This window comes from Methylophaga sp. (genome assembly GCF_048266885.1).
Taxonomy (GTDB): Bacteria; Pseudomonadota; Gammaproteobacteria; order Nitrosococcales; family Methylophagaceae; genus Methylophaga.
Map to the genome: position 1 here is coordinate 1 of NZ_JBLWYR010000006.1, position 26,299 is coordinate 26,299.

Consider the following 26,299-nt stretch of genomic DNA (forward strand, 5'->3'; position numbering starts at 1 on the left):
TGGTGCGAATGCCGATATCCAGGAAGTCCCAAAATTAAGCGAAACAGCTGAACAGTTTCTTAATGATTTAATGAACAATTTTTCAGTTGAAGATGCTGCTGAAATTAAAGCCATCGAGCGTGAAACCAATCATGACGTTAAAGCGGTTGAATACTTTATCAAGCGTAAATTCAAAAATAACGCAGAACTTGATGCGGTAAATGAGTTTGTGCATTTTGCCTGCACCTCTGAAGATATTAATAACACCGCCTACGGCATTATGCTTAAAAATGCCCGCGAACAGGTGATCTTGCCTGAAATGGACACGTTAATTGGTGCATTGAAAAAACTGGCTTTGGAACAAGCTGAAACGCCGATGATGTCACGTACTCATGGCCAACCGGCCTCTCCAACTACATTGGGTAAAGAGCTTGCCAATGTGGTGAAACGTTTGGAACTCCAACGCACCCATGTAGCAGCGGTATTGTTATACGGAAAAATGAACGGCGCTGTAGGTAACTACAATGCCCATTATGCTGCCTACCCGAATATCGACTGGCCAATGATGGCCAACGCGTTTGTCACCGGACTGGGCCTGCGTTGGAACAAATACACCACTCAGATTGAACCACATGATTATGTGGCCGAATTATTCCAGGCAATGATTCGTTTTAATACTGTGCTGATTGATTTCTGTCGTGATGTCTGGAGCTACATTTCGATTGGCTATTTCAAACAAAGAACTGTTAAAGGTGAAATTGGTTCTTCAACCATGCCACACAAAGTGAATCCGATTGATTTTGAAAATGCTGAAGGTAACTTGGGTATTGCCAACGCGACCTTCGATCATATGGCGATGAAACTGCCTATTTCCCGCTGGCAACGAGATCTGACGGATTCAACCGTATTACGTAATATCGGCGTAGGCTTTGCTCACTCTTTATTGGCTTACAGCTCTGCACTGAAAGGTATCAGCAAACTCGAAGCCGCTCCAGAAGCAATGGCTGCCGATTTGGATGCCAATTGGGAGTTATTGGCTGAGCCAATTCAAACCGTAATGCGTCGCTATGGTATTGAAAACCCGTATGAAAAACTCAAAGAATTAACTCGTGGCCAACGCGTAAATAAACAAATCATGCATGAATTTATTGATACGCTAGATCTGCCGGATGCCGCTAAATTTTCTTTGAAAGATATGACTCCTGCTAGCTATATCGGCAATGCAATTGAACAAGCAAAAAACTGCTAAATGACAGACCAATCCACTAATTCCGAAACTAATCAAATCATAGCGTTTGATGGTAAACACGAGGCAGCTGCGGCTGCCTTGGCATTAGTGGAATCAGCCAAACGCGAAATTTGTTTTGTTGGTAGTCAGCTTGATTCAGTCTTGCTCGATAACCTAGAGATTATTGATTGCATCAAACAGCTCTGTATAAGTAGTCGCCGGACACAGATTAGATTTTTGATTGATGAATCTCAAAGCAGCATCATTAATTCGCACCGACTATTACCGTTGATAGCCAAACTCACCAGTTCGATCAGTGTGCATATTTTGTCGGATAAACACCAACGACCAAAAAATATTGTGATGCTGGTGGATGAATCTGGCTATTTACGTTGTCTTAATAATCAGCGCTATCAGGGACAGGCAAATCTGCATGATCCTTTGACTGTACGTGAACTCAAACAACAGTTTGAAGAATGCTGGAATCACAGCACTGAAGATGTGGCAACAAGGCGGTTACACTTATGAAAATTATCTGTTCGATAGCATTTTTAGTGTTGGCGCTACCAGCTTATGCCGATCAAATCCGAACCATTGAGTTGCAGCACCGTATTGCAGCAGAAATATTGCCAATGATTGAACCAATGGTCGATAACTACACCACTATCAATGGTCACGATAACCTGCTGATTATCAAAAGTTCGTCACAAAGCTTTCAAGAAATTGAACAACTGGTCAAACAGCTTGATATCAGACAGCAGAGCCTTACTGTCACAGTGCTACGAAGCCAACAACAACTTAACGATGAACGTTCAGCTGAAGATCGCTTAAATATTGATTTAGACAACCCGAAAAATTCATCCGTTGAAATTAATCGCTGGTCAACCAAAAATAGCCGTGAGCGGGATCAGCAATATCAGGCACGGGGTATTGCAGGTCAGCCTATTGATATCCAAATGGGTCAGGCAGTCGCCAACAACCAGCAACAACTTATTTTTTACCCTCATGGTGGTATTGCTGTTCAGGAAACAACACAGTACATTCAATTGGACAACGGCTTTCAGGCAAGAGTGAATATCCTCGGCAATCAACAAGCCCGGGTTGATATATTGCCTTTATTTTCCAAAATGCACCGTAATGGAGACATCACCACAACTAGTCTGCTGACCACTGTCACGGGACCGGTAAATCAATGGATCCTAATTGGCCAAATAGGTGAACAACAACGCCAGCAACAAAATGCTAAAACGTATCGCAGCCATCAAGATCAACAACAATGGCTGTATCTAAAAATTGAACTTAACTGAGTAACTTTCCCTAACAATGGATATTAAAGAAGCGATTCAAACTCGTCGCTCGGTCAAACATTATGACCCAGCACATCAAATGACCGAAGCCGAAGTCAACGAATTGATGGAACATGCCATCCTTTCGCCTACAGCATTCAATATTCAGCACTGGCGCTTTGTCCGGGTAAAAGATGCTGAAAAACGCCAGCAAATTCTGGAAGCTGCTTGGGGACAGGCTCAGGTAGTAGATTCGTCTTTATTATTGGTGCTTTGTGCTGATTTGAATGCATGGGAAAAACAGCCTGCCCGATATTGGCAACATGCGCCACTTGCTGCACAAAATGCCATTCTACCCGCGATTGAAAATTACTATACAAATCATCATCAAGGTCAACGCGATGAATGTGTCCGCTCGGCTAGTATTGCAGCAATGAACATTATGTTGATGGCAAAAGGCATGGGCTATGACACTTGCCCAATGGATGGTTTTGACTTTGATAAAGTCGCACGCATCATCAATTTACCCCACGATCACATTATCGTGATGATGATTACTGTGGGCAAAAAGCTGGAAGATGCACGTCCTCGAGCGGGCCAATTACCACTCGAAGAAGTGTTTTTTACCGATAGCTTTTAATTAATCAGATAATCGGCGGCGGCGCATCACACACATTGTTGCGTCCGCTGCGTTTTGCTAAATAAACGGCTCGATCAACGCGTTGCATAAAACTATCAACCCCCTCGCCCGACACATATCGCGCCACGCCAAATGACATAGTAATGATGCCAAGCGGCTCGTGAGTATCTTTACGTTGAATACGTTTGCTGGCCAAATCCTGGCGTATGGTTTCGGCAAGGTTACGTGCGTTTTGCATACTGGTATTTGGCAAAATTACTGCAAATTCTTCACCACCATATCGTGCAACTAAATCACGACCTTTCAACGATTTTTTCATCAGCTCGGCAATCACCCTTAACACTTGATCACCCACCAATTGCCCATGTTTTTCATTGATGACACTGAACATATCAACATCGGTGAAAATGACTGACACATCCATGCCGTTGGTATCAGCATCGTGAGTCATTTTATTAATGAGATCATCAAAATGTTTACGATTAGCTAAGCCAGTCAAACTATCTGTTATTGCTTCTCGACGTGAATCACTTAATTCTTTCTTCAATGAGGCAACTTCGGTCATTGCGCCATTTAACTGTTCATTAAGTAATTCCCCCGATGAAACAGCCAACCGAGTTTCAATGAGTACCTCTTCAATAAGTGTATGCAGTTGCTGACGGTTTAGATCCGGTTGCAAACGGCTTAACATGCTTTGTAAATGACTATTGCTACGATCAGTTGTTGTCACTCCGGTATATACGTAGTTCAATACCTGTTTAAGTAAACGCGCTAATTCATGACGCATTTCAAACATTGCTGCACGGTCTTTATCATCATCAAAAAACTGCTCATGCAAAAGTCTGCATTGTTGGGCTGTCAGTTTTCCAGTCAATAAAATTTCGTTATCTACAGCTTCAATTAAACTGAGATTGGTGCCAGAAACATACTCAAACCATAAGGCATAATTCGTCGGCGTTGGAGCAATTTCATATTGTTTCATTTTCGAGAGCGCCAATCGCATCCATTCTGCTGTACGCTCTTCATTTTCGCTGTATTTCATAATTACTCCGGCAAAGTCCTATGCCTATTTTTTCTTCTTCCCTGCTATTTTTAATCTTAGGGCATTCAGCTTGATAAAGCCTTCTGCATCTTTCTGGTTATACGCACCTGCATCATCTTCAAATGTGGCAATTGATTCATCAAACAAACTATCCGTTGCAGACTGTCTTCCAACCACTGTGACATTACCTTTGTACAGTTTGATTCTGACATCACCGTTCACGCTATGCTGTGATGCATCTATCATTGTCTGCATCATCAATCGTTCTGGTGCCCACCAATAACCGTTGTAAATCATGCTGGCATAACGTGGCATTAATTCGTCTTTCAAATGGGCGACTTCACGATCCAATGTGAGTGACTCAATCGCACGATGCGCACGCAACATTACGGTACCGGCAGGAGTTTCATAACAACCACGCGACTTCATACCTACATAACGGTTTTCAACAATATCTAGTCGTCCAACGCCATTCTCACCAGCAACTTTATTCAGATAAGTCATAACCTGAGCAGGCGTCATTCGTTCGCCATTAATGGCAACGATATCGCCTTTTTCATAACTGAGTTCAAGGTAAGTTGCTTTATCGGGAGCATTTTCAGGTGAGACAGACCAACGCCACATGGTTTCTTCAGCTTCTGCCCATGGATCTTCCAGAATGCCGCCTTCATAAGAAATATGCAGCAAGTTGGCATCCATTGAATAAGGTGATTTCTTGCCTTGTTTCATTTCAACTGGAATACCGTGCAGTTCAGCATAATCCAATAGTTTTTGACGGGATAACAAATCCCATTCACGCCAAGGGGCAATCACTTTAATGTTTGGATTTAAACCATAAGCACCCAGTTCAAAACGAACCTGATCATTACCCTTACCAGTTGCGCCATGCGATACCGCTTCAGCACCAGTTTGAGCCGCGATTTCGACAAGACGTTTAGCAATTAATGGACGTGCAATTGAGGTACCTAACAGGTATTCACCTTCGTAAATGGCATTGGCACGGAACATTGGAAACACATAATCGCGAGCGAATTCTTCACGCAAATCTTCAATATAAATTTCTTTAATACCTAAAGATTGAGCTTTAGCACGTGCTGGTTCAACCTCTTCACCCTGGCCTAAATCAGCTGTAAAAGTGACAACTTCACATTGATATTTGTCTTGCAGCCATTTGAGAATAACTGATGTATCAAGGCCACCTGAATAGGCTAATACGACTTTTTTGATGTCAGACATGGGGGAAGAAATCCTGTATCGAAGAAATTAAAAATTGGTGCGTTATTGTATCAAAATCCGCGTAAAGCAAGCACTTCTCTTGCCGATTGACGTTTATCACCTTTGCAGCTAATGGTGCGAGGTGCATCAAGGTATTTCAAACGGAAGCCCAGATCTCGATAAAGTGTTTTAATGTTATCCGTAGCTTGGTTAGACAATACAACTGGACCATCGTGTTTTGTCAGCCATTCAGCCAACCTTACCTGATCTTCCCAATCAAAACCTTGCTGGGAATATTGTCGAAACGGCACATCATAAGGCGGATCAGCATAAATAAAATCATTCTGCTGAAGAGTAAGATTAGCAAAATCGGTGTTACTGAATTCCCACTGGCTTAAAACCGATTGGTATGACGCAAAGTCACTGACGTAATTGATGGTTTTATAACGTCCGAATGGCACGTTATAACCGCCACTCTTATTGAATCGGCATAAGCCGTTATAGCCAGTACGATTCAAATAATAAAATAATTGAGCACGCTCGACGTCATTATGGGCAGCGATTTCATTGAATTGTTTACGGTATTGATAATAAAGTTGTTCATCATTGGCCAATGGCAAATCGATGGTCAAACCTTGTTGTAATTGTCGGTAAAAATTAATTAGTGCCGGATTTAAATCATTTAATAAGGCGTGTTGCGGATTTAATCCTAAAGCAACTGACAATCCTCCACAAAATGGCTCTACCAGACGATGTTCAGGAAATTTCTTCCATAAAGTTAATAGCTTGGGAATTAACCAGCGTTTGCCACCGGCCCATTTTAAAGGCGGTTTAAGCACAGAGTTATCTCTGGTCATGGCTGAGTTATCACTGGCTGGATCCGCGACATGAAAGGCAGTTCATCACTGATTAGGGATAAAGCTGCCCAGAACAACAAGGTTGCTCTGAACAGCTGACATTAACTTATTTACTGTGTAATGTTTTACGAGGCGGCATTAAATCCGTGATATTTCCTTCAGCCATTTCTGCAGCGAAGGCAAAGGTCTCTGATAATGTTGGATGAGGATGAATGCTCAGGCCGATATCTTCAGCATCAGCGCCCATTTCAAGTGCCAATACCGCTTCAGCAATTAATTCACCCGCATTGGGTCCGACAATACCGGCACCAAGTAAACGGCCAGTTTCTTTATCAAACAAAGCTTTGGTCAAACCTTCATCACGATCAACACTTAAGCTGCGACCACTGGCAGCCCAAGGGAAAGCACCTTTAACGTATTCAATCCCCTGCTTTTTCGCTTCATCTTCGCTAAGTCCCATCCAGGCAACTTCAGGATCGGTATAAGCCACCGAAGGAATTGTCATCGGATCAAAGGCTACTTTTTTACCAGCAATATGCTCTGCAGCCACTTTGCCTTCATGAGTCGCTTTATGGGCCAACATCGGTTGGCCGACAATGTCACCAATTGCATAGATATGCGGCACATTGGTCTGCATCTGCTGATTGACTTCAATAAAGCCATAATCATTGACGGTTACGCCCGCCGCTTCTGCATTAATCAATTTACCATTTGGAGAACGGCCTACTGCAACCAAGATCTTGTCATAAGTTTGTGGTTCCGGCGCATTATCACCCTCAAAGGTAACTTTAAGACCGGATTTTAATGCTTCGATTTTGCTGACTTTGGTTTTCAGGTAAATCGCTTTGTATTGTTTCTGAATATGGTTATGTAATGGTTTGACCAGATCCTTATCAGCACCTGGAATCAAACTATCCTGCAATTCCACCACACTGATTTCAGAACCCAGCGCGTTGTATACCGTCGCCATTTCCAGGCCGATAATGCCGCCACCAATGACTAGCAGTGTTTTTGGAATATCTTCCAATTCCAATGCATCAGTTGAATCCATCATTCGTGGATCATCATTGGGGAAAACCGGAATTTTGGTTACGCGCGAACCCGCCGCAATAATACAATTTTCAAAACTGATGGTTTTATCGCCATCCGCTGTTTTGATCTGCATTAAATTAGTACTGGAAAATTGAGCTTCGCCATGAACCACTGTGACTTTACGCTGCTTAGCTAATGCTGATAAACCACCGGTCAGTTTTGAAACAATGCTCTCTTTCCAATCGGCGACTTTACGAATATCGATTTTTGGTGCACCAAATGTCACACCGTTATCAGCAATATGTTTCGCTTCATTAATTACGTGGGCGGTATGCAATAAAGCTTTTGAAGGGATACAACCGACATTCAAACATACGCCACCAATACGCTGATGACGTTCAATAAGAATGACTTCTTTACCTAAATCCGCTGCACGAAATGCAGCTGTGTAACCACCTGGGCCCGATCCTAAAACGACCACTTCTGCATGCATATCAGCATCGGTTGGGATGTCTTTTTTAGCAACGGGAGCTGCATAGGATTTTTCAGCAGGTTTTTCTGGTTGCGTCTCTGCAGGTTTAGCAGCTTCAGTTTTGGTTTCTGCTGGTTTTTCTTCATCTGCAGAACCAGCTTCACTTTCCAACGTCAGAATCACATCACCTTGGGCGACTTTATCACCAACTTTAACTTTCAAAGACTTGATAGTCCCGGCATTGGAGCTAGGAATCTCCATAGCAGCTTTGTCTGATTCAAGCGTGATAATGTCTTGATTTTCACTAATTGAATCGCCTTCGGCAACAAGGATTTCAATAATTTCAACTGCATCAAAATCACCGATATCCGGTACCTTGACTTCAATCAAACTCATAACAATACCTTTCTGATATCCGACAACATATTATTCAGCATCACCGTAAAGCGTGCGCCGGCAGCACCATCTATCACTCGATGGTCATACGAAATCGACAATGGCAACATTAGTCGTGGTTCAAACTCTTTTCCGTTCCAAACAGGTTTCATCTGGTGTTTGCTGACGCCAAGAATTGCGACTTCAGGAGCATTCACAATCGGGGTAAAGAATTGACCACCGATACCACCCAGGCTGGATATTGAGAAGGTTCCACCCTGTAAATCTTTAGCTGTTAACGTGCCTTCACGTGCTCGGGAACTGATTTCACCCAGTTCACCGGCCAGTTCCAAAAAGCCTTTTTTATCAACGTCACGAATCACTGGCACCATCAAACCATTTGGCGTATCAACGGCCACACCGATGTTGTAATACTTTTTGTAAATCAGGCTTTGTTTGTCTTCGCTTAACGAAGCATTAAATTCTGGATACTGTTTCAAACAAGCGACAACGGCTTTCATGATAAATACCAACGGTGTCAAGCCGACACCTTTCTTGGCAGCCATTTCTTTGTTTTCTTGGCGGAATTCCTCCAATTCGGTGATATCAGCTTCATCAAACTGCGTCACATGTGGAATATTCAACCAGCAAGCGTGTAAATGTTTACCGGAAATTTTCTTGATTCTAGATAATTCTTTGCTTTCGATTTCGCCAAACTGCTCAAAATTAATGACCGGAACAGATGGGATTCCTGCGCCTTCCGCCGCTTTTGGTGCCGGTTCATTCATTACTTGTTTAACAAAATTCTGAACGTCTTCTTTGGTAATACGGCCTTTTTGACCACTACCGACGACCGCAGCCAAAGGAACACCTAATTCACGAGCAAACTGTCTTACTGAAGGTGATGCATGAGAAGGTTTCTTAGCTGAACCGGTATCCGGTGCATAAGGCAATGTTTCAGTTCTTTCCGGTTCTGGGTTAGCAACCGTAGGAGTCGGTGCTGGTTTACTCTCTGCGGCCGGTATTTCTTTCTCTGCCGGTTTGCTTTCATTTGATTTTTCAGCTGGTTTTTCAGCTTTTTCAGTGCTTGCGGCTGAATCATTGGATTCAATCATCGCGATAACAGTGCCTTCACGGACTTTATCACCAACTTTAACTTTCATTTCTTTGATAGTGCCAGCTAACGATGATGGAATTTCCATCATCGCTTTATCAGACTCAATGGTGATGACTTCCTGATCAGCACTGATTGAATCGCCTTCAGCAACTAAAACTTCGATGATTTCAACGCTATCAAAATCACCAATATCAGGGACTTTTAATTCGATTAAATCTGCCATGTTTTAAACCTTCACTGGATTTGTTGCGTCAGCATCAATGTTGTATTGCTTGATAGCTTTTGCGACCACATCGTATTTAATACTGCCTTCATCAGCCAGCGCACTGAGCGTCGCAACAACCACATGATAACGATCCACTTCAAAGAAGCTACGCAATCTCTCACGGGTATCACTGCGACCAAAACCATCAGTACCAAGGACAACATAACGTTGTTTGATCCAGGGACGTAATTGTTCTGCATACAGACGCATATAATCTGTTGAAGCAACCACAACGCCATCTTGATCATCAAGGCATTGTGAAATATAGCTGGTTTTCTTCTCAGCAGTTGGATGCAGACGGTTAAAACGATCCACATCCATACCGTCACGCACCAGCTCATTCACACTGGTCGCACTCCACACATTGGCAGAGACATTCCAGTCTTTCTCAAGCATTTCAGCAGCCGCTTCCACTTCACGCAGGATCGTGCCACTGCCGATTAGTTGCGCTTTAACTTTGTGTTTGCCACCCGCTTTAAGCTGATACAGACCTTTAATGATGCCCTCTTCCACACCTTCAGGCATTGCCGGATGAGTATAGTTTTCATTCATCGCGGTGATGTAATAAAACACGCTTTCCTGTCTCTCATACATCCGGTGCATACCTTCATGCACGATAACCGCCATCTCATAGGCATAGGTTGGATCGTAGCTCAGGCAATTTGGAATAGTGTTGGCCAAAATCAGACTGTGTCCATCCTGATGTTGCAGACCTTCACCGTTTAATGTTGTGCGACCTGCGGTACCACCAAGGAGGAAGCCTTTGGCCTGAATATCACCAGCTAACCAGCACAAATCACCTACACGTTGGAAACCGAACATCGAGTAATAGATGTAGAACGGCACCATATTAACGTTGTAATTGGAGTAAGCCGTGGCTGCAGAAATCCACTCTGACATAGCACCAGCTTCATTAATGCCTTCTTCGAGGATCTGGCCTTTAGTATCTTCGCGATACCACATGACTTTGCCCGAATCTTCTGGTTCGTACTTCTGACCAGATGAAGAATAGATACCGATAGAACGGAACAAGCCTTCCATCCCAAAGGTACGTGCTTCATCCGGTACGATTGGCACAATATTTTTGCCGATTTTTTTGTCACGGATTAAAGCCGTTAATACACGTACAAAAGCCATTGTGGTGGATAACTCACGATCACCACTGTCTTTAAGTACTGCATCAAAAATGCTGAGCGGAGGAATTTCCAGTGCAGGTGCATTGTGATTACGTTTTGGAATAAAACCGCCTAATTCCTTACGACGTTCCAGCAGGTATTTTTTCTCTGCACTGTCATCATCAAGTTTGATGTAAGGAATTTCTTCGATTTCATCGTCTGGAACAGGAATATTGAAACGATCACGGAAGCGTTTCATATGCTCCAGTTCCATTTTCTTCTGTTGATGCGTGGTGTTCTGACCTTCACCCGCCAGGCCCAGTCCATAACCTTTAACTGTTTTTGCCAGGATCACCGTAGGTTGGCCGACATGATCTACTGCTTGTTTATAAGCAGCATAAATCTTACGTGGATCATGGCCACCACGGCTCAAGTGCCAGATATCTTCATCCGTCATATCTGAAACCATATCCAGTAATTCTGGATATTTACCAAAGAAATGCTTACGCACATAAGCGCCATCTTTGGCTTTGTAATTCTGGTATTCGCCGTCAACCACCTCTTCCATGCGTTTCAGCAACCAGCCGTCTGTATCCCGTGCCAACAGTTGATCCCAACCGCTGCCCCAGATAACTTTTAATACATTCCAGCCAGCTCCACGGAACAAAGCTTCTAGTTCTTGAATAATTTTGCCGTTACCACGCACCGGACCATCAAGTCGTTGTAGATTGCAGTTCACGACAAAAATCAGGTTGTCGAGTTTTTCACGACCGGCCAAGCTGATCGCGCCTAATGATTCTGGTTCATCCATCTCCCCATCACCAAGATAAGCCCATACATGACGACCAGCTGTTTTGGCAATTTCACGATGATGCATGTACTTCATGAAACGAGCTTGGTAGATAGACAGAATTGGACCAAGGCCCATGGAAACTGTTGGGAACTGCCAGTAATCTGGCATCAACCATGGATGTGGGTAAGATGAAAGACCTTTTCCATCCACTTCAAAACGGAAGTTATCTAATTGTTCTTCGGTCAGTCGACCTTCGAGAAAAGAGCGGGCATAAATACCTGGTGATGAGTGTCCTTGAACAAACACCATATCGGCGCCTTCTTCATGATCATCACCTCTATAGAAGTGATTGAAACCGACATCATAAAGCGTTGCCGCTGATGAGAAGCTGGCAATATGTCCACCGACAGCGCCGGGTTTCATATTGGCTTTGACCACCATCGCCATCGCGTTCCAACGGATATACGATCTGAGCTTCTGCTCCATTGCCTGATCACCAGGAATGCGTTCCTGTTGATCCACCGGAATGGTATTTACGTATGCGGTATTAGCACTGTAAGGCAGGTTTACACCGCTGCGGCGGGCCTTATCAATGAGTTTTTCAATAATGTAATGGGCTTTTTCGTCACCGGCCGCTTCAAGCACAGACTCGAGAGCGTCCAACCATTCTTGCGTTTCTTGTGGATCGTGATCGACAAAATCAGTCATATATACCTTCTTAAATCTCAACGCGATAAATTACAGCCGCACATTGTAACAGTTTTTGTTTAATTGGCACTCTGGCACAACGACAAAAGCCTGATACAGCGCCATTCTGGCAAGAAAATCAAAACCTTGTGGAAATATTTATTACGGATAAAAAGCCGTAAATGCCAAATAATTTGGCTTTAGGAACCCGCTACTTGATGACGCCGACGCTGGCCAAGCACCCTAAATCCCAGTAACAGCAAAACAATCAACAGATAAATTAACGGCTCTGTTTTATCTTGCTTGACCAGCATATAAAAATGCAAACAAGAAAGCACGACAATCAGATAAATTAAGTAGTGCAGTTTTTTCCAGCGACGCCCGCCAAGGCGTTTTATCATTTTATCGGTGGAGGTAATTGTTAACGGAATAAGCAGGATAAAGCTGATAAAACCAATGGTTATAAAGGGACGTTTGATAATATCCAACCAGATTTCCTGCACATCAAAAAACTGATCCAGTCCAAGATACAAAAGCATGTGCACACTGGCATAAAAAAAGGCAAACAAGCCAAGCATCCGCCTGAAGCGGATAAATTCATTCCTTCCTGTTAGTTTGCGTAATGGTGATATCAACAATGTCACGATGATAAAACGTAATGCCCATACCCCAGTCTCACGGGTTATGGCCTCAATTGGATTGGCACCCAATTGATCGGTTAGCAAGGCATAGCTAAGCCATATAAGCGGTAATAAACAAATACCGAAGACCAGCACTTTTAACTTTGTAATCATTTTTGCCATCAAAAATAGCGTTTCAAATCCATACCGGTATATAACTCGGCCACTTCTTCACCATAGCCATTAAACATGAGCGTTTCACGTTTGAGGAACTCGCCAATGCGTCTTTCTCGACTTTGGCTCCAGCGTGGATGATTGACGTCAGGGTTCACATTAGAATAAAAACCATATTCCCCGGCATTGGCTTGTACCCAAGCCGTTAACGGCATTTTTTCAACAAAGCGAATTCGCACAATCGATTTGATACTTTTAAAACCATATTTCCAAGGCACAACCAAACGAATCGGTGCGCCATTCTGCCCAGGCATCTCGCGTCCATATAACCCAACAGCCATTAGCGTTAATGGATGCATCGCTTCATCCATTCGCAGGCCTTCAAGATAAGGCCACTGCAGCACTTGACGACGCTGGCCCGGCATTTGTTCGGGATCAAATAACGTTGTGAATTCGACAAACTTGGCTTTGGAGTTGGGTTGAGCTTGTTTTAAAAGATCAGCTAAAGGAAAACCAACCCAAGGGATGACCATTGACCAACCTTCGACACAACGTAAACGGTAAATCCGCTCTTCAAGGTTCTGGGTTTTTATCAATTCGTTATAGTCATACTGCCCAGGTTTGTCACACTCACCATCAATGGTGACCATCCAAGGTTCGCTGCGATCGGGGAAGTCGGCCGCTAAAGCAGAAGGTGATTCCTTGCTTGTGCCAAATTCATAAAAATTATTGTAGGTAGTGATAGATTCGTACGTAGTAAGCTTTTCTTCTGTGGAAAAGTCACTTTTTGCTAAATCAGCAAAGGCTTCACCGGTCGGTGCTTTAGCAGCAAAACTCAAAGGCATCGCAGTTGCTGCTGCCAAACCAGCGGCACCGTTGATAAATTGTCGACGATTCAAATAGACCTGATAATCAGTGACTTCGGATTCAGGAATGTCCCAAGAATGTTTTTTACGAATCCACATGATTCACCTCATTTGGCATATAACGTTTAGCTAACCAGTAATCGACACTGATGTATCGACCCGCTCCAATAAAAAACAATGCCAGCAACATCACAAAATAGGTTGCGGCAAACTCAATACCATTATTGAGTACAACAAAGCTGCCATGTTCCGTTAGCCAACTATAATTTCCATGTTCTTGCAAAATGGATTTGGCACGATCCAGTCGCTCTATTGCTTCAACTGCATTTTCAGCAGCAAACGCACTCATCGGATCATGAATAGCCTGCCAGCCATTTTTCCAATGCACACTGAACGCAGCAACCAGCATGGTGACCATTAATGGAATACTGATCCAACGCACTGCCAACCCGACTAACAATAAAATGGCACCGAAATATTCAGCACCCCAAGCCATATAGGCCAGTAATTCGGGAAATGGCAAACCCAATCCCCAATCAGGATTGGCAAACCAATCAATGGTGTTTTGTAATGAACTCTCAGAATTAAATGGATTCCACTTGTTATTGGCAGCTACCCAGAAAACCGGTATCAAGTAAGCTCTCAATAACAAAGGGGCTAAAAAATCCACGTTAAGTGTAATGTGCAAAATCCGCTGTAATTTTATGACCCACTGAATCATAACGATGTCCCTTTGAGGAAAAACAGGGGCATAAGCCCCTGTTTTTTTGTTATACCTACTAAATGGCTGATAACTTATTTATTGCCACATTTGGCTTCGCCACACTTACCTTCACCTTCTTTTTTGCTTTCTTCGCCACATTTGCCTTCAGCACCTTTCATATCTTCACCGCATTTGGCTTCTTTATCTTTCATTTCGTCGCCACACTTAGCTTCACCACATTTGCCTTCTTCGTGATGTTTTGCCAATTGCATATAACCATTCGTTAATTCAGAAGATTGGAATGGATTAGCGGTATCGGCAGCAACCATAGGTGATAAAGCTAGACCTGCGGTCATTGCTGCGCTTGCAGCCAATGCAATTGAAGTTTTTTTGTTCATAGCCATGTTGAAAATCCTTATATTTAGTCTCGTAGTCAACCAGTCCATCAGAACCAGCTTGCTAAGATAGACTGACGAGGCATTAATTTGTTACAAACAATTGTTAAATTGTCTCGATCCACCGATTTTGCTTGCCATAGCAATATTTTTTCTTGTATGCCAAAGTCACATCCATTATTAATGTGTTTGAAAAAATGAGCGCGATGCACTCATCTTGGAATTCATATCACCAAATGCAGGATTTATTTACCAGCATGAGCAAATTAGCGGAGCCGCAGAAAATACTGTCTGATGAACAATTAATTGAAGGCATGCTTGCTGGCAAATCCTCTGCATTTGAAATGACCGTAGCCTTGCATCATCAACGAATGTTGACCATTGCCAAAGCGATTATCGGTGAAGCATTTGCTGAAGAAATTGTGCAGGATGCCTGGCTATCAGCCATACGTTCATTGGGAGAATTTGCAGGTCGCAGCAGCTTGCAAACATGGTTGATACAGATCACCGCCAATGCCGCCAAAACTAGATTGCGTAGAGAAAAACGGCAGGTTTCATTGGATGAAAATTGGCAACAAAGTGAGTCAGATGAACGTTTTGATCACACCGGCCATTGGCGAGAGCATATTTCACAATGGGATATTGATACACCTGAAGCCATCGTTGCTAATCATCAGCTAAGTGAAATTATTCATCAGGCCTTTGAACAACTGCCACCACAGCAACAAGCTATATTGACGTTATACGATTTGCAAGACGAGACAATGCCGGAAATTTGTAACATTCTGGGCATCTCTGCGTCTAATGCTAGAGTGTTGTTGCATCGTGCACGGTCTGCGATCCATCAACAAATTCAACACTATCAGGAAAATAATTAACATGCTCAAATGCCGTGACATCGAAGCAATGGCAAGTGACTACCTGGACAAAAACTTGTCCATGCGGCAACGCATGGCTTTTAAACTACATTTATTTCTTTGCCACAATTGTCGACATTATATTAGGCAACTCAGAACCACTATAAGCAGTCTTCGACTAATGCCAAGGAAACATACTGTGATGATTGATCAAGCCGTCAAGGATTTAGCAGCACAATTGAGAGATAACGCGAGCAAATAATCACGCCAGCGTTCACAGACTTTTATTTCTGATACTTCTGTTTCCACTCATCATAAGACATACCGTAGACATGCTCACGCGCAGCATCGTAGTCCATTTCAACACCCTGCTGTTCTGCAGCAGCCAGATACCATTTAGACAGGCAGTTACGACAAAACCCAGCTAAATTCATCAAATCAATATTCTGCACATCCTTACGTTCCTGCAGATGCGCGATTAAGCGGCGAAATGCGGCAGCTTCAAGTTCTGTTTGTGTTTGTTTGTCCATTGTCATTCTCTTCATATAAAAAACAATTAACCTGATGGCCATTTTCCAATAACGTAGTCGGTGGATAATGCTCATGACAGATTGGCATCACCTGCGGACAGCGTTGATGAAAATGACATCCTTTGGGTGGATTGGCTGGCGAAGGCAATTCACCTTTAACAGCCACTTGCAGCTGCTGCTTACCAATCTCGGGTACGGCTGCAAGTAAAGCCTGCGTGTAAGGATGTTTAGCTGAGTCTAATACCTGCTGACGGGTTCCTTGCTCCACTATTCTACCCAGATACATCACAGCAACACGATGCGCCAAATAATCCACTACACCGATATTATGGGTAATAAATAAATATGACAGGCCAAATTCGTGCTGAATATCACGTAGTAAGTTAAGAATTTGCGCTTGAACCGATACGTCTAAAGCACTGGTGGGTTCATCACAAACAATAACTTCAGGTTCCGTTGCTAAGGCGCGAGCAATACAAATCCGTTGGCGTTGTCCACCGGAAAATTCATGTGGATAACGATGACGAATATCGGCTCTCAGACCAACGCGTTCAAGTAATGAATCGACGTATTTAGACATGGCCGCTGGATCTTTTCGAAACTTGGTTGCACTTATCGCTTCTTCAATAATCTGCTCAACCGTCATCCGAGGATTCATCGACGAAAACGGATCCTGAAAAATGATCTGTAACTGACCGCGATAAGGTTTTAATTCATGTTGAGAGAGTCGATTTAAAACTTTCCCCTGAAAACGCACTTCACCTGCGGTCACCTTCACCAGCTGTAAAATACCTTTACCGACGGTGGTTTTACCACAACCTGACTCTCCGACTAAAGCTAGCGTTTCAGCGTTATGCAATGTGAGGTTTACCCCATCTACCGCTTTAACCTGTCCTACTTGTCGCTGAAAGATACCCTTACGAATGGGAAAATGAACCTTTAACCCTCTGACATCAAGTGCATGGATCTGTGAGGGAACCACATCAGACAAATGTGAAGCATGGCGCGATTTAACCGCTTTTGTTTGCGATGATGGCACTGAGGAATCGTATAAATGACAACGCACCCCAGTATCATTAGTAGCAATCCATAACGGTTCATGTTGATGACAGTGGTCCCATGCATAATCACAACGATCGGCAAATCTGCAACCGATAAAGTTCTGATTTAACGGAGGTACACTGCCTTTGATTACAGTTAAGCGCTGATCTCTTTTTTGCTCACTGGGTAAAGCTTCAAATAACTTTTGGGCATAGGGATGTTGAGGATTGGCAAAGAAGGTTTCACGATCAGCCTGTTCAACTATTTGCCCGGCATACATTACAGCAACCTGATCAGCCATTTGTGCTGCCACACCTAAATCATGGGTAATCAGTAAAATTGCCATGCCCGTATCACGCTGAATTTGTTTGAGTAAATCCAGTATCTGGGCCTGAATGGTCACATCCAATGCGGTGGTGGGTTCATCAGCAATCAATAATTCTGGTTCACCGGCCAATGCCATGGCGATCATCACGCGTTGCTTCATGCCGCCAGACATTTGATGTGGGTATTCTTTCAAACGTCTTTCTGGGTCTGGAATACCAACAGAATCTAATAAGCTCACACTACGTTGCTGAATATCTTGTGTTGATAATTTGAAATGCCAGCGTAAGGTTTCGCCAATTTGCTGACCGATTGTTAATACCGGATTCAATGAGCTTTGAGGCTCTTGAAAAATCATGGCAACGCGTCTGCCTCGAACTCGTTCCATCTCGGCTTCAGAAAGTTTCAGTAAATCCAATCCATTTAGCTTGATTTCGCCTGCCACAATTTTACTGGCCGGGTAAGGATTCAAGCGTAATAAAGACAAGGCGCTAATGGATTTACCACAGCCGGATTCTCCCAATAAGGCAAATGTCTCGCCTTGTCGAATAGAAAAGTCGATACCATCAACCGCTCTAAAGGGCTGGTCTTTGCTGGAAAACCAGGTTTTAAGTCCATTAACTTCCAATAATGTCGGTGTTTTCATCGTGCAGCCTGCATTCTTGGATCAAATGCATCACGCACCACATCGGCAAATAAATTCGCCGCCAATACCAACATAAACATCGAAATAAAGGCAGCAGTTAATGACCACCAGACCACCGGCTCGCGTGCCATCTCTAGTCTGGCACTATTGATCATATTGCCCCAGCTGATCATGGAAGGATCGACTCCTACCCCAACATAAGAAAGCACGGCTTCAGCTAACACCAAGCCACTAAAATCAAGCACGACGGTAATTAACACGATATGCATCAGATTTGGCAGGATATGTCGATGCAGAATACTAAAACTGCTTACCCCTAGCGAACGGGCAGCCAGAACATATTCAGCTTCACGTAATTTCAGTGTCTCACCTCGCAGGATTCGACATAAACCTGTCCAGCTGGTCACACCAAGAATCAAACATAAAAAGAGTAAACGTATATCAGCCCGCTCAGCGATAGTGGCAAAATTTTCTGGATGTGTGTTCATATATACCTGCAGCATTAAAACCGCTGCCGCGATTAACAACACACCGGGAATAGAATTTAAGGTGGTGTAAATGTACTGAATAACATCATCAATCCAGCCTCTAAAATAGCCAGCACTGATACCCAAGAAAATAGCCATAGGCAACATAACTAATGTAGTCAATGTGCCAATCGCCAGACCGGTTCGAATACTTTTCAACGCTTGATACAAAACGCTTTGTCCAACTTTATCGGTACCAAACACATGATAATACTGACTGAGCATCACTAACGTGATGCCCAGCCAGCTAAGCAGAAAAATCATCAAATAAAAGGTACGAATGGGATATTCGGATTCACCACGCATCAAACGTTTTGCTTCAGCGAAAGCGTTATATTGATAACGAATTTTTCTATAAAAGATATAAAAAGCAATCAGCAATACTGTGAACAAAACTGCTGTAATAGTGCTGTTTGCCACAATATTAGCCACATCACCCCATTTTTCATTTTCACTCTGTAAATGTTGTCCTGAATAACGTAATGGTGGGTAGCTGTATTCCAATTGCCCACTCTGAACAACTTGCATTTCTTTGACAAATAAATGGGTAGCAAACGGTGCGGAATAAGTTTTTTCTACTTGAGTGCGGATGGGTGTGACTAGCCAATCAAGCACGCTAAGCACTTCAGTTGAATAATGCTGTTGTTTATTATCTTGTGTCGCTATAGCTGTTCGAAAATGTAATGAATCTAAAAAGCCAATACTGACGTAGGTTAATAGAATAATAACGGAGATAACGCCACGTTTACGTTGCATCACCATTATCCAAGGAGCGCGTAAATGCGGTTTGCTACGAAGGTAAAATATGCCTGCTGTGATAACAGCTAGCAGTAGAAAAATCAGAATGTCGGTCCACAAAAATACCGGCAGAAAGGGCATGGCTGTCCTTATGTTGATTTTCTGAGGCTGGAGATATCCACTTTAAGCGCTTTGGGTAAAGAGAAAGCTATGTTTTCAATCTGACCTTTATCTTCAGTGACAGCATCAACTCCCAATATTTTCAGTTTTTCAACCACAGCTTGAACTAGTGTTTCCGGCGCTGAAGCACCCGCCGTCAAGCCAATATTTTGTTTGTCTTTTAACCAGTCAGCATTAATTTCATCAGCATTATCGATAAGATAAGCTTCTGTACCAAGTTTAGTTGCTAACTCTTTGAGTCGATTAGAGTTTGAGCTATTCACTGACCCCACAACCAACACTAAATCACAACTTTCAGCCAATTTTTTTACCGCATCCTGGCGATTCTGTGTGGCATAACAAATGTCATCCTTGCCCGGTCCGATGATGTTTGGAAAACGTTCACGCAATGCATCAATAACCAGTTTGGTATCGTCAACCGATAAGGTTGTCTGGGTCACAAATGACAAATTATCAGGATCATTCACCGTTAATTTAGCCACATCTTCCGGTGATTCAACCAAATACATTGCTGTTGGATCAGAAGTGTATTGGCCCATTGTGCCTTCCACCTCTGGATGGCCAGCGTGTCCAATTAGAATACATTCACGAGCGACTTTTTCATGTTTGGCTACTTCAAGGTGAACTTTGGTCACCAACGGACACGTTGCATCAAACACTTTCAGACCACGTAATTTGCCTTCCTCTTGTACTGCTTTTGAAACGCCGTGCGCACTGAAAATCAATGTGCTGTTATCTGGCACATCTGATAATTCTTCTATGAAAATCGCACCTTTATTACGCAGATCTTCAACCACTGTGCGATTGTGAACTACTTCATGGCGAACATAGATCGGCGCGCCGAACAGTTCCAACGCACGCTCAACGATTTCAATAGCGCGGTCTACTCCGGCACAAAAACCTCTTGGATTGGCTAATACCAATTTGGTCATTTACAACACAGCCTTTGGATAAGAACCTAAAACACGGAAAACGGAAGATTCCGACTCCAGTTCATTTAATGCGCTGGCAACGGTCGGATCCTGACAATGACCATCAATATCAATAAAAAACACGTATTCCCAGATGCCTTTACGTGATGGTCTTGATTCAATTCTACTCATACTAATGCCTTTGTCAGCCAAAGGTTTAAGTAAGTTTTGTAACGCACCAGGTTTATTTTTGGTTGAAACCAGTAATGCCGTCTTATCAACACCTGATGGACCGACATGCTGACGGCCTATCACCAGAAACCGCGTAGTGTTTCCCGCTTCATCTTCAATGTTGTTGGCCAGAACTTTCAATCCATAAATTTCGGCTGCTGTGCTAGCGGCAATCGCCGCACAACTTTCATCCATTTGGGCCACTCGTTTGGCGGCTTCCGAGTTACTGTCTAATGGAAATAATTCTGCATGTGATAATTGATCGCCTAACCATTGACGACATTGTGCAAGTGCTTGTGGATGCGCATAAACCTTTTTAACATCAGACAATTGCGACGCATTGCTCAACAAATAGTGATGTATAGGCAAGGTCACTTCGCCGTTAATTTTAAGCGGCGAACTGACAAATCTATCTAGCGTATGATTGACCATGCCTTCAGTAGAATTTTCCACCGGCACCACACCGTAACAAGCATATTCCGTTTCAACGGCACTGAAAACGTTGGCAATCGTGCTCACTGGATGAAGCTCGGCGGAACCACCGAAATGTTTTAAAGCGGCAGCCTGAGTAAACGAGCCTTCCGGTCCAAGATAAGCGATTGTTAATGGTTTTTCTGCTGCCAGACACGCAGACATGATTTCCCGGAATAATCTTGCCATTTCTTTATCGGATAATGGGCCAGTATTACGCTCCATTACCTGACGTAAAATCATTGCTTCACGTTCAGGCCGATAAAAATCGGCTTGTTCGCCTGATTGCTGTTTAATTTCAGCAACCTGATGCGCAAGCGCAGTCCGTTCGTTTAATAAATTCTGTAATTGCTTGTCGACTTTATCAATCTGTTCACGAACGGCTTGAAGTGCTTGTTTCTCGGACATGTTTAACCAAACCTGCGCTCAAATTCAGACATAAACCAGATCAATTTATCTACACCGGCTTCCGGCATTGCATTGTATATGCTTGCTCGCATTCCACCCAAATCCCGATGGCCTTTAAGTGTTAATAAGCCTTCTTTGGCGGCATCGGCGAGAAACTGTTTATCCAAGTCGCTGTTCGCTAAGGTAAATGGAATATTCATCCATGAACGGTAACGCACATCCACTGGGTTAGCATAAAAATCACTGCCATCAATCGCAGCATACAGTTTAGCTGCTTTGCGTTGATTGATTTCCGCCATTCCCTGCAAACCGCCCTGTTGTTTCAACCACTGAAACACCAGCCCAGCCAGGTACCAACTATAAGTGGCTGGCGTGTTATACATTGAACCGTTATCTGCATGGATTTTGTAATCAAACATCACCGGTGTACCCGGCAAGGTTTTACCCATTAAATCTTTACGAACGATAACAATACATAAACCTGCAGGCCCAATATTTTTCTGTGCACCAGCATAAATCAACCCAAATCGATTGACATCACATGGGCGAGATAAAATGGTAGAAGACATATCGGCAACTAACGTCGCATCCCCTACTTCGGGAATTTCAGCAAACTCCAAGCCATGAATCGTTTCATTCGGTGTGTAATGCACATAAGCAGGATTATCGGATAACTGCCAATCAGCTATATCAGGAATCGTACGGTAATGTGATGGCTTGGCATCCGCCACAACATTTACATTCGTATAACGCTGTGCTTCTGTAATGGCTTTTTCAGACCAGGCACCGGTATTCAAATAATCTGCATGGGTGTGTCCATGCAGCAAATTCATAGGAATCATCGAAAACTGGCTGGACGCACCGCCCTGCAAAAACAGCACGGCATAGTCATCCGAAATACCCATCAAATCACGCAAATCGGCTTCAGCCTGCTCTGCAATTGAAGTGTATTCCGGACCACGGTGACTCATTTCCATCACCGACATACCAGTACCACGCCAATCCAACATTTCCTGTTGTGCAGTCAGCATTACATCGTCCGGCAGCATAGCTGGGCCGGCACTAAAATTATAGGCTCTCAAATTGCTTATTCTTCTGTTAAATCATCGGTATGTGGCAAGTCGTCAATATCAACTTCTTCGTTTTCGTCTTCAATGACGCGTTCTAAACCTACCAGTTTCTCATCATTACTCAGATTAATCAGACGCACACCCTGCGTATTACGTCCTACTAATGAGACATGTTTAACTGGTGTACGAACCAGCGTACCGCCGTTGGTAATCAACATGATTTGATCTTCTTCACACACTTGTACCGCACCAACTACTTGGCCGTTACGCGCTGAAGTCTGAATCGAGATAATGCCCTGACCGCCACGACCTTGTACACGATATTCTTCGAGGTTAGTACGTTTGCCGTAACCAAATTCGGTTGCCGTCAAAATCGCACCTTCCTGTTGAGCAATGATCAACGAAATAATCTGTTCACCATCCGCTAAACGCATACCACGAACACCACGTGAAACACGGCCCATAGAACGGACATCAGTTTCAGGGAAACGAATAACTTTACCGTTGCTGCTGAACAACATGACATCAGATTCGCCATCGGTTAACGCTACGCCAACCAGTTTGTCATCGTCTTTCAGATCGACGGCAATAATACCGTTGGCTCTTGGACGTGAATAATCCACTAAAGGTGTTTTCTTAACAGTACCGCTAGCAGTTGCCATAAAGATAAATTTATCAGCTTCAAACTCACGAATCGGCAATACCGCATTAATGCGTTCGCCTTCATCTAACGGCAATAAGTTCACAATTGGTTTACCACGTGCAGTACGACCGCCTTGTGGTAATTCATAGACTTTCTTCCAGTAAACCTTACCGGCGCTGGAGAAGCACAATAAAGTGTCATGGGTGTTGGCTATAAACAGATGTTCAATGAAATCTTCATCTTTCATTGAGGTTGCTGCTTTGCCCTTACCACCACGACGTTGCGCTTGATAGGTATCTAACTGTTGCGTTTTGGCGTAGCCCGCATGCGATAGCGTAACCACCATTTCTTCTTCAGTGATCAGATCTTCTAAGGTTAAATCAAGATGTGTATCCAGAATTTCGGTACGACGGTTATCACCGTATTCATCATTAATCGCTACCAACTCACCACGGATAACAGCCATCAGATTGTCAGGGTCACTCAGGATAGCCAGCAAGTCGCGGATTGCATCGAGAACTTCGCGGTATTCCTGCAGGATTTTGTCTTGTTCCAAGCCAGTCAATCTATGCAGACGCATATCCAAAATGGCTTGAGCTTGCACTGGAGATAAATAATATTGACCGTCAACCAGGCCGAACTGGGCCGCTAAATCTTCTGGACGTGAAGCTTGTGCACCGGCCGCGCCGAGCATTTCCAGAATCATTTCACTACGCCAGCCTTGAGCCAACAATGCTTCTCTGGCTTCAGACGGGCTTGGTGACGCTTTAATTAGCTCAATAACTTCATCGATGTTGGCCAGGGCTGTCGCCAAACCTTCCAATATATGAGCACGTTCACGCGCTTTACGTAGTTCATAAATCGAACGACGGGTAACCACTTCACGGCGATGACGAATAAAAGCTTCAAGGATTGGTTTCAGGCCCAATGTACGTGGTTGACCATCAACGATCGCCACCATATTGATACCAAACACTGTTTGTAACTGGGTTTGCTGATACAGGTTATTCAGAATCACTTCTGGTACGTCACCACGTTTGATGACCACTACCATGCGCATACCGTCCTTATCCGACTCATCACGCAGAGCAGAAATACCTTCGATTTTTTTCTCTTTAACCAGTTCGGCAATTTTTTCCAGCAAACGGGCTTTGTTTACTTGATATGGCAATTCATGAACGATGATACTTTGCTGTCCAGTCGCTTCATTGGTTTCGATTTCGGCGCGAGCACGCATGTAAACACGGCCACGGCCGGTTTCGTATGCTTCAGCAATACCGTTAGCACCATTGATAATACCGGCAGTTGGAAAGTCAGGACCCGGCACAAATTCCATCAGATCACGAGTAGTGACACTCGGATCATCGATAATTGCGATACAGGCATTAAGAATTTCAGTCAGATTATGCGGTGGAATATTGGTCGCCATACCCACGGCAATACCGGATGAACCATTTACTAATAATGCTGGGAATCGCGTTGGAAGAACTGATGGTTCTGACTCGGATTCATCATAGTTAGCTGTGAAATCGACTGTTTCTTTGTCCAGATCGGCAAGCATCTCATGAGCGATTTTTGCCATACGCACTTCGGTGTAACGCATCGCGGCAGGCGGATCACCATCAACTGAACCAAAGTTACCTTGACCATCAACCAGCATGTAACGCATTGAGAATGGCTGAGCCATACGTACCATCGTGTCATATACCGCAGTATCACCATGTGGGTGATATTTACCGATAACGTCACCGACGATACGAGCAGATTTTTTGTATGGGCTGTTCCAGCTATTGCCTAATTCACGCATGGCATATAAAACACGACGGTGAACAGGTTTCAGGCCGTCCCGGACATCCGGTAAGGCGCGTCCTACGATAACGCTCATTGCGTAATCGAGGTAGGACTGTTTCATTTCATCTTCGATACTGATCGAGTCCAGTTCCAGAGCAATCTCAGACATTTAATATTCTTCCAAAATGAACAAAAGCAAGCCTAGCTTGTTGAAGTTTCAGGCAAAAAAAATTGCTGAGAAAACTCGAACAGAAGCTAATCGTAACAAAGGAGTAATGCTACCACTCTGAGCGATTTCCTGCACGTTTATAAGATACTGCTAGGGTGTACCAGCTTTATTAAAATAATCGCTTAAATCCTGCTCCAAAGTCGCGAGAATTTCTTCGAGTGCATTTTGCCAGCCGGTTACAACGGTTTGCGGTGTGGTTTGATCAATGGAAGCATCGACGCGGAAACCAGTTTGAAACAACATCTTGCTGCGGTCTGCGTCACCTGGACTCATAAAGAACTGCATTTCTAGAACAGCTTGCGGCGGATACTCAGATCGGTCATCACCATAAAATTTGGTCACAGCAGCTTCCAGTACTAAATCGGCTGGTTGTGATTCATCGGTAATAACATCACTGAATAAACCACTTTTAGATAGCCAGCGTTGCAATTGAGAAGTGAACATCACTTGTGGATCCGTTAGCAATAAATGGCCTGTCTGTGGTTGATACTCATTTTCACCAATGCGAAACACAATATTCTCGGTGCGATAATGCGGTGCAATGCGGATTGGTTTGATCCGTAATACGCGATTGCTGGCAAATTCCGCGGCGACATTGCCCCGGTCAACATCAACAATATAAAAACGCGGCTCTAGATTTTCCGCCGCTTTATCCCCACCGCCAAAACCGAAACAACCGGTCAAAAAACTGAACAGAACAAAAACTAACGCTCTCTGCCATCTGTGAATCACGAAATGTTGTACTCCTAAAGATTTCTGGAAAATTGCATTACAGATCTTGTAATTGGTGTCGTTATAATACTGGTGGTGACCATCCCTTCTCAAATAATTTAGGCGTCAG

General features: G+C 43.6%; 24 protein-coding genes. 6 read left to right on the plus strand and 18 right to left on the minus strand.

The window, feature by feature from the left end; genetic code table 11:
• The 4 genes from purB to ACN0V2_RS04050 form a co-directional block, all read left to right on the plus strand.
• Positions 1-1,228 (plus strand): adenylosuccinate lyase (purB, locus tag ACN0V2_RS04035; RefSeq protein ID WP_417549504.1); only part of this gene is annotated, 1,228 nt, incomplete at its 5' end.
• Entirely contained in the window at positions 1,229-1,735 is a 507-nt protein-coding gene (locus tag ACN0V2_RS04040; RefSeq protein WP_417549505.1) for a hypothetical protein, read from the plus strand.
• On the plus strand, positions 1,732-2,514 hold the full coding sequence (locus ACN0V2_RS04045) for a secretin N-terminal domain-containing protein (RefSeq protein ID WP_417549506.1): 783 nt from the start codon (positions 1,732-1,734) through the stop codon (positions 2,512-2,514). The genes ACN0V2_RS04040 and ACN0V2_RS04045 overlap by 4 nt, the downstream gene beginning before the upstream one ends.
• 16 nt (positions 2,515-2,530) lie before the next feature.
• Positions 2,531-3,133, plus strand: a complete 603-nt coding sequence (locus tag ACN0V2_RS04050; protein WP_417549507.1) for a nitroreductase family protein — start codon at positions 2,531-2,533, stop codon at positions 3,131-3,133.
• 4 nt (positions 3,134-3,137) lie between these two features.
• On the opposite strand, the gene ACN0V2_RS04055 is transcribed toward ACN0V2_RS04050, so the two are convergent.
• From ACN0V2_RS04055 to ACN0V2_RS04100, 10 genes are all read right to left on the minus strand, one after another.
• A complete protein-coding gene (locus ACN0V2_RS04055; protein ID WP_417549508.1) occupies positions 3,138-4,175 on the minus strand; it encodes a GGDEF domain-containing protein in 1,038 nt (345 codons plus the stop codon).
• A gap of 24 nt (positions 4,176-4,199) precedes the next feature.
• Positions 4,200-5,411 carry an argininosuccinate synthase gene (locus ACN0V2_RS04060; RefSeq protein WP_417549509.1) on the minus strand — a complete coding sequence of 404 codons (1,212 nt, stop codon included), beginning with the start codon at positions 5,409-5,411 and terminating at the stop codon, positions 4,200-4,202.
• A 50-nt stretch (positions 5,412-5,461) separates the two neighbouring features.
• Positions 5,462-6,247, minus strand: coding sequence for a DNA adenine methylase (locus ACN0V2_RS04065; RefSeq protein ID WP_417549511.1), 786 nt, complete (start codon positions 6,245-6,247; stop codon positions 5,462-5,464).
• Positions 6,248-6,353: 106 nt separating this feature from the next.
• A complete protein-coding gene (lpdA, locus tag ACN0V2_RS04070) occupies positions 6,354-8,147 on the minus strand; it encodes a dihydrolipoyl dehydrogenase (RefSeq protein WP_417549513.1) in 1,794 nt (597 codons plus the stop codon).
• Complete coding sequence (gene aceF / locus ACN0V2_RS04075) at positions 8,144-9,466, minus strand: dihydrolipoyllysine-residue acetyltransferase (protein ID WP_417549514.1); 1,323 nt, start codon at positions 9,464-9,466, stop codon at positions 8,144-8,146. The genes lpdA and aceF overlap by 4 nt, the downstream gene beginning before the upstream one ends.
• A gap of 3 nt (positions 9,467-9,469) precedes the next feature.
• Complete coding sequence (aceE, locus tag ACN0V2_RS04080; RefSeq protein WP_417549515.1) at positions 9,470-12,124, minus strand: pyruvate dehydrogenase (acetyl-transferring), homodimeric type; 2,655 nt, start codon at positions 12,122-12,124, stop codon at positions 9,470-9,472.
• Between the two features lie 179 nt (positions 12,125-12,303).
• Positions 12,304-12,897 carry a sulfite oxidase heme-binding subunit YedZ gene (locus ACN0V2_RS04085; RefSeq protein WP_417549516.1) on the minus strand — a complete coding sequence of 198 codons (594 nt, stop codon included), beginning with the start codon at positions 12,895-12,897 and terminating at the stop codon, positions 12,304-12,306.
• 8 nt (positions 12,898-12,905) lie between these two features.
• Positions 12,906-13,862 carry a protein-methionine-sulfoxide reductase catalytic subunit MsrP gene (gene msrP / locus ACN0V2_RS04090; protein ID WP_417549517.1) on the minus strand — a complete coding sequence of 319 codons (957 nt, stop codon included), beginning with the start codon at positions 13,860-13,862 and terminating at the stop codon, positions 12,906-12,908.
• Positions 13,849-14,484 carry a DoxX family protein gene (locus ACN0V2_RS04095; RefSeq protein ID WP_417549518.1) on the minus strand — a complete coding sequence of 212 codons (636 nt, stop codon included), beginning with the start codon at positions 14,482-14,484 and terminating at the stop codon, positions 13,849-13,851. Before ACN0V2_RS04095 ends, msrP begins: the two co-directional genes overlap by 14 nt.
• Before the next feature lie 74 nt (positions 14,485-14,558).
• On the minus strand, positions 14,559-14,870 hold the full coding sequence (locus tag ACN0V2_RS04100; RefSeq protein WP_417549519.1) for a low-complexity protein: 312 nt from the start codon (positions 14,868-14,870) through the stop codon (positions 14,559-14,561).
• Between the two features lie 248 nt (positions 14,871-15,118).
• Here ACN0V2_RS04100 and ACN0V2_RS04105 point away from each other — a divergent pair, with 248 nt between their 5' ends.
• Together ACN0V2_RS04105 and ACN0V2_RS04110 are read left to right on the plus strand one after the other, a co-directional pair.
• Positions 15,119-15,739, plus strand: coding sequence for an RNA polymerase sigma factor (locus ACN0V2_RS04105; RefSeq protein WP_417549520.1), 621 nt, complete (start codon positions 15,119-15,121; stop codon positions 15,737-15,739).
• Position 15,740: 1 nt separating this feature from the next.
• Positions 15,741-15,980, plus strand: a complete 240-nt coding sequence (locus tag ACN0V2_RS04110) for a zf-HC2 domain-containing protein (RefSeq protein WP_417549521.1) — start codon at positions 15,741-15,743, stop codon at positions 15,978-15,980.
• Between the two features lie 22 nt (positions 15,981-16,002).
• Here the strand turns inward: ACN0V2_RS04110 and ACN0V2_RS04115 are convergent, their stop codons facing one another.
• The 8 genes from ACN0V2_RS04115 to ACN0V2_RS04150 all read right to left on the minus strand — a co-directional run bounded on the left by ACN0V2_RS04115 (position 16,003) and on the right by ACN0V2_RS04150 (position 26,190).
• Positions 16,003-16,248: a DUF1244 domain-containing protein gene (locus tag ACN0V2_RS04115; protein ID WP_417549522.1), complete on the minus strand. Its 246-nt coding sequence runs from the start codon at positions 16,246-16,248 to the stop codon at positions 16,003-16,005.
• Positions 16,220-18,259: a dipeptide ABC transporter ATP-binding protein gene (locus tag ACN0V2_RS04120; protein ID WP_417549523.1), complete on the minus strand. Its 2,040-nt coding sequence runs from the start codon at positions 18,257-18,259 to the stop codon at positions 16,220-16,222. Before ACN0V2_RS04120 ends, ACN0V2_RS04115 begins: the two co-directional genes overlap by 29 nt.
• Positions 18,256-19,665 carry an ABC transporter permease gene (locus ACN0V2_RS04125; protein ID WP_417549524.1) on the minus strand — a complete coding sequence of 470 codons (1,410 nt, stop codon included), beginning with the start codon at positions 19,663-19,665 and terminating at the stop codon, positions 18,256-18,258. The genes ACN0V2_RS04120 and ACN0V2_RS04125 overlap by 4 nt, the downstream gene beginning before the upstream one ends.
• Positions 19,666-19,673: 8 nt before the next feature.
• Positions 19,674-20,636 (minus strand): 4-hydroxy-3-methylbut-2-enyl diphosphate reductase, encoded by a 963-nt coding sequence (gene ispH, locus ACN0V2_RS04130; protein WP_417549525.1) that lies wholly within the window; start codon positions 20,634-20,636, stop codon positions 19,674-19,676.
• Positions 20,637-21,725, minus strand: coding sequence for a prephenate dehydratase (pheA, locus tag ACN0V2_RS04135; protein WP_417549526.1), 1,089 nt, complete (start codon positions 21,723-21,725; stop codon positions 20,637-20,639).
• Between the two features lie 2 nt (positions 21,726-21,727).
• Positions 21,728-22,807 carry a 3-phosphoserine/phosphohydroxythreonine transaminase gene (gene serC, locus ACN0V2_RS04140; protein ID WP_417549527.1) on the minus strand — a complete coding sequence of 360 codons (1,080 nt, stop codon included), beginning with the start codon at positions 22,805-22,807 and terminating at the stop codon, positions 21,728-21,730.
• Positions 22,808-22,812: 5 nt separating this feature from the next.
• The gene (gene gyrA / locus ACN0V2_RS04145; protein WP_417549528.1) at positions 22,813-25,398 is read right to left on the minus strand and encodes a DNA gyrase subunit A; all 2,586 of its coding nucleotides are present in this window, start codon (positions 25,396-25,398) and stop codon (positions 22,813-22,815) included.
• 150 nt (positions 25,399-25,548) lie between these two features.
• A complete protein-coding gene (locus tag ACN0V2_RS04150; RefSeq protein WP_417549529.1) occupies positions 25,549-26,190 on the minus strand; it encodes an ABC-type transport auxiliary lipoprotein family protein in 642 nt (213 codons plus the stop codon).
• Between the last annotated feature and the right edge of the window lie 109 nt (positions 26,191-26,299).

What these genes read in the sequence shown, in the direction of transcription:
- lpdA (WP_417549513.1), bottom strand. Translation starts at nt 8,147, where the DNA reads ATGAGTTTGATTGAAGTCAAGGTACCGGATATCGGTGATTTTGATGCA.
- ACN0V2_RS04050 (WP_417549507.1), top strand. Translation starts at nt 2,531, where the DNA reads ATGGATATTAAAGAAGCGATTCAAACTCGTCGCTCGGTCAAACATTAT.
- ACN0V2_RS04045 (WP_417549506.1), top strand. Translation starts at nt 1,732, where the DNA reads ATGAAAATTATCTGTTCGATAGCATTTTTAGTGTTGGCGCTACCAGCT.
- gyrA (WP_417549528.1), bottom strand. Translation starts at nt 25,398, where the DNA reads ATGTCTGAGATTGCTCTGGAACTGGACTCGATCAGTATCGAAGATGAA.
- ACN0V2_RS04055 (WP_417549508.1), bottom strand. Translation starts at nt 4,175, where the DNA reads ATGAAATACAGCGAAAATGAAGAGCGTACAGCAGAATGGATGCGATTG.
- ACN0V2_RS04040 (WP_417549505.1), top strand. Translation starts at nt 1,229, where the DNA reads ATGACAGACCAATCCACTAATTCCGAAACTAATCAAATCATAGCGTTT.
- pheA (WP_417549526.1), bottom strand. Translation starts at nt 21,725, where the DNA reads ATGTCCGAGAAACAAGCACTTCAAGCCGTTCGTGAACAGATTGATAAA.
- ACN0V2_RS04095 (WP_417549518.1), bottom strand. Translation starts at nt 14,484, where the DNA reads ATGATTCAGTGGGTCATAAAATTACAGCGGATTTTGCACATTACACTT.
- ACN0V2_RS04060 (WP_417549509.1), bottom strand. Translation starts at nt 5,411, where the DNA reads ATGTCTGACATCAAAAAAGTCGTATTAGCCTATTCAGGTGGCCTTGAT.
- msrP (WP_417549517.1), bottom strand. Translation starts at nt 13,862, where the DNA reads ATGTGGATTCGTAAAAAACATTCTTGGGACATTCCTGAATCCGAAGTC.
- ACN0V2_RS04120 (WP_417549523.1), bottom strand. Translation starts at nt 18,259, where the DNA reads ATGAAAACACCGACATTATTGGAAGTTAATGGACTTAAAACCTGGTTT.
- ACN0V2_RS04085 (WP_417549516.1), bottom strand. Translation starts at nt 12,897, where the DNA reads ATGATTACAAAGTTAAAAGTGCTGGTCTTCGGTATTTGTTTATTACCG.
- ACN0V2_RS04105 (WP_417549520.1), top strand. Translation starts at nt 15,119, where the DNA reads ATGAGCAAATTAGCGGAGCCGCAGAAAATACTGTCTGATGAACAATTA.
- ACN0V2_RS04110 (WP_417549521.1), top strand. Translation starts at nt 15,741, where the DNA reads ATGCTCAAATGCCGTGACATCGAAGCAATGGCAAGTGACTACCTGGAC.
- aceE (WP_417549515.1), bottom strand. Translation starts at nt 12,124, where the DNA reads ATGACTGATTTTGTCGATCACGATCCACAAGAAACGCAAGAATGGTTG.
- ACN0V2_RS04100 (WP_417549519.1), bottom strand. Translation starts at nt 14,870, where the DNA reads ATGGCTATGAACAAAAAAACTTCAATTGCATTGGCTGCAAGCGCAGCA.
- ispH (WP_417549525.1), bottom strand. Translation starts at nt 20,636, where the DNA reads ATGACCAAATTGGTATTAGCCAATCCAAGAGGTTTTTGTGCCGGAGTA.
- ACN0V2_RS04065 (WP_417549511.1), bottom strand. Translation starts at nt 6,247, where the DNA reads ATGACCAGAGATAACTCTGTGCTTAAACCGCCTTTAAAATGGGCCGGT.
- ACN0V2_RS04115 (WP_417549522.1), bottom strand. Translation starts at nt 16,248, where the DNA reads ATGGACAAACAAACACAAACAGAACTTGAAGCTGCCGCATTTCGCCGC.
- ACN0V2_RS04125 (WP_417549524.1), bottom strand. Translation starts at nt 19,665, where the DNA reads ATGCCCTTTCTGCCGGTATTTTTGTGGACCGACATTCTGATTTTTCTA.
- aceF (WP_417549514.1), bottom strand. Translation starts at nt 9,466, where the DNA reads ATGGCAGATTTAATCGAATTAAAAGTCCCTGATATTGGTGATTTTGAT.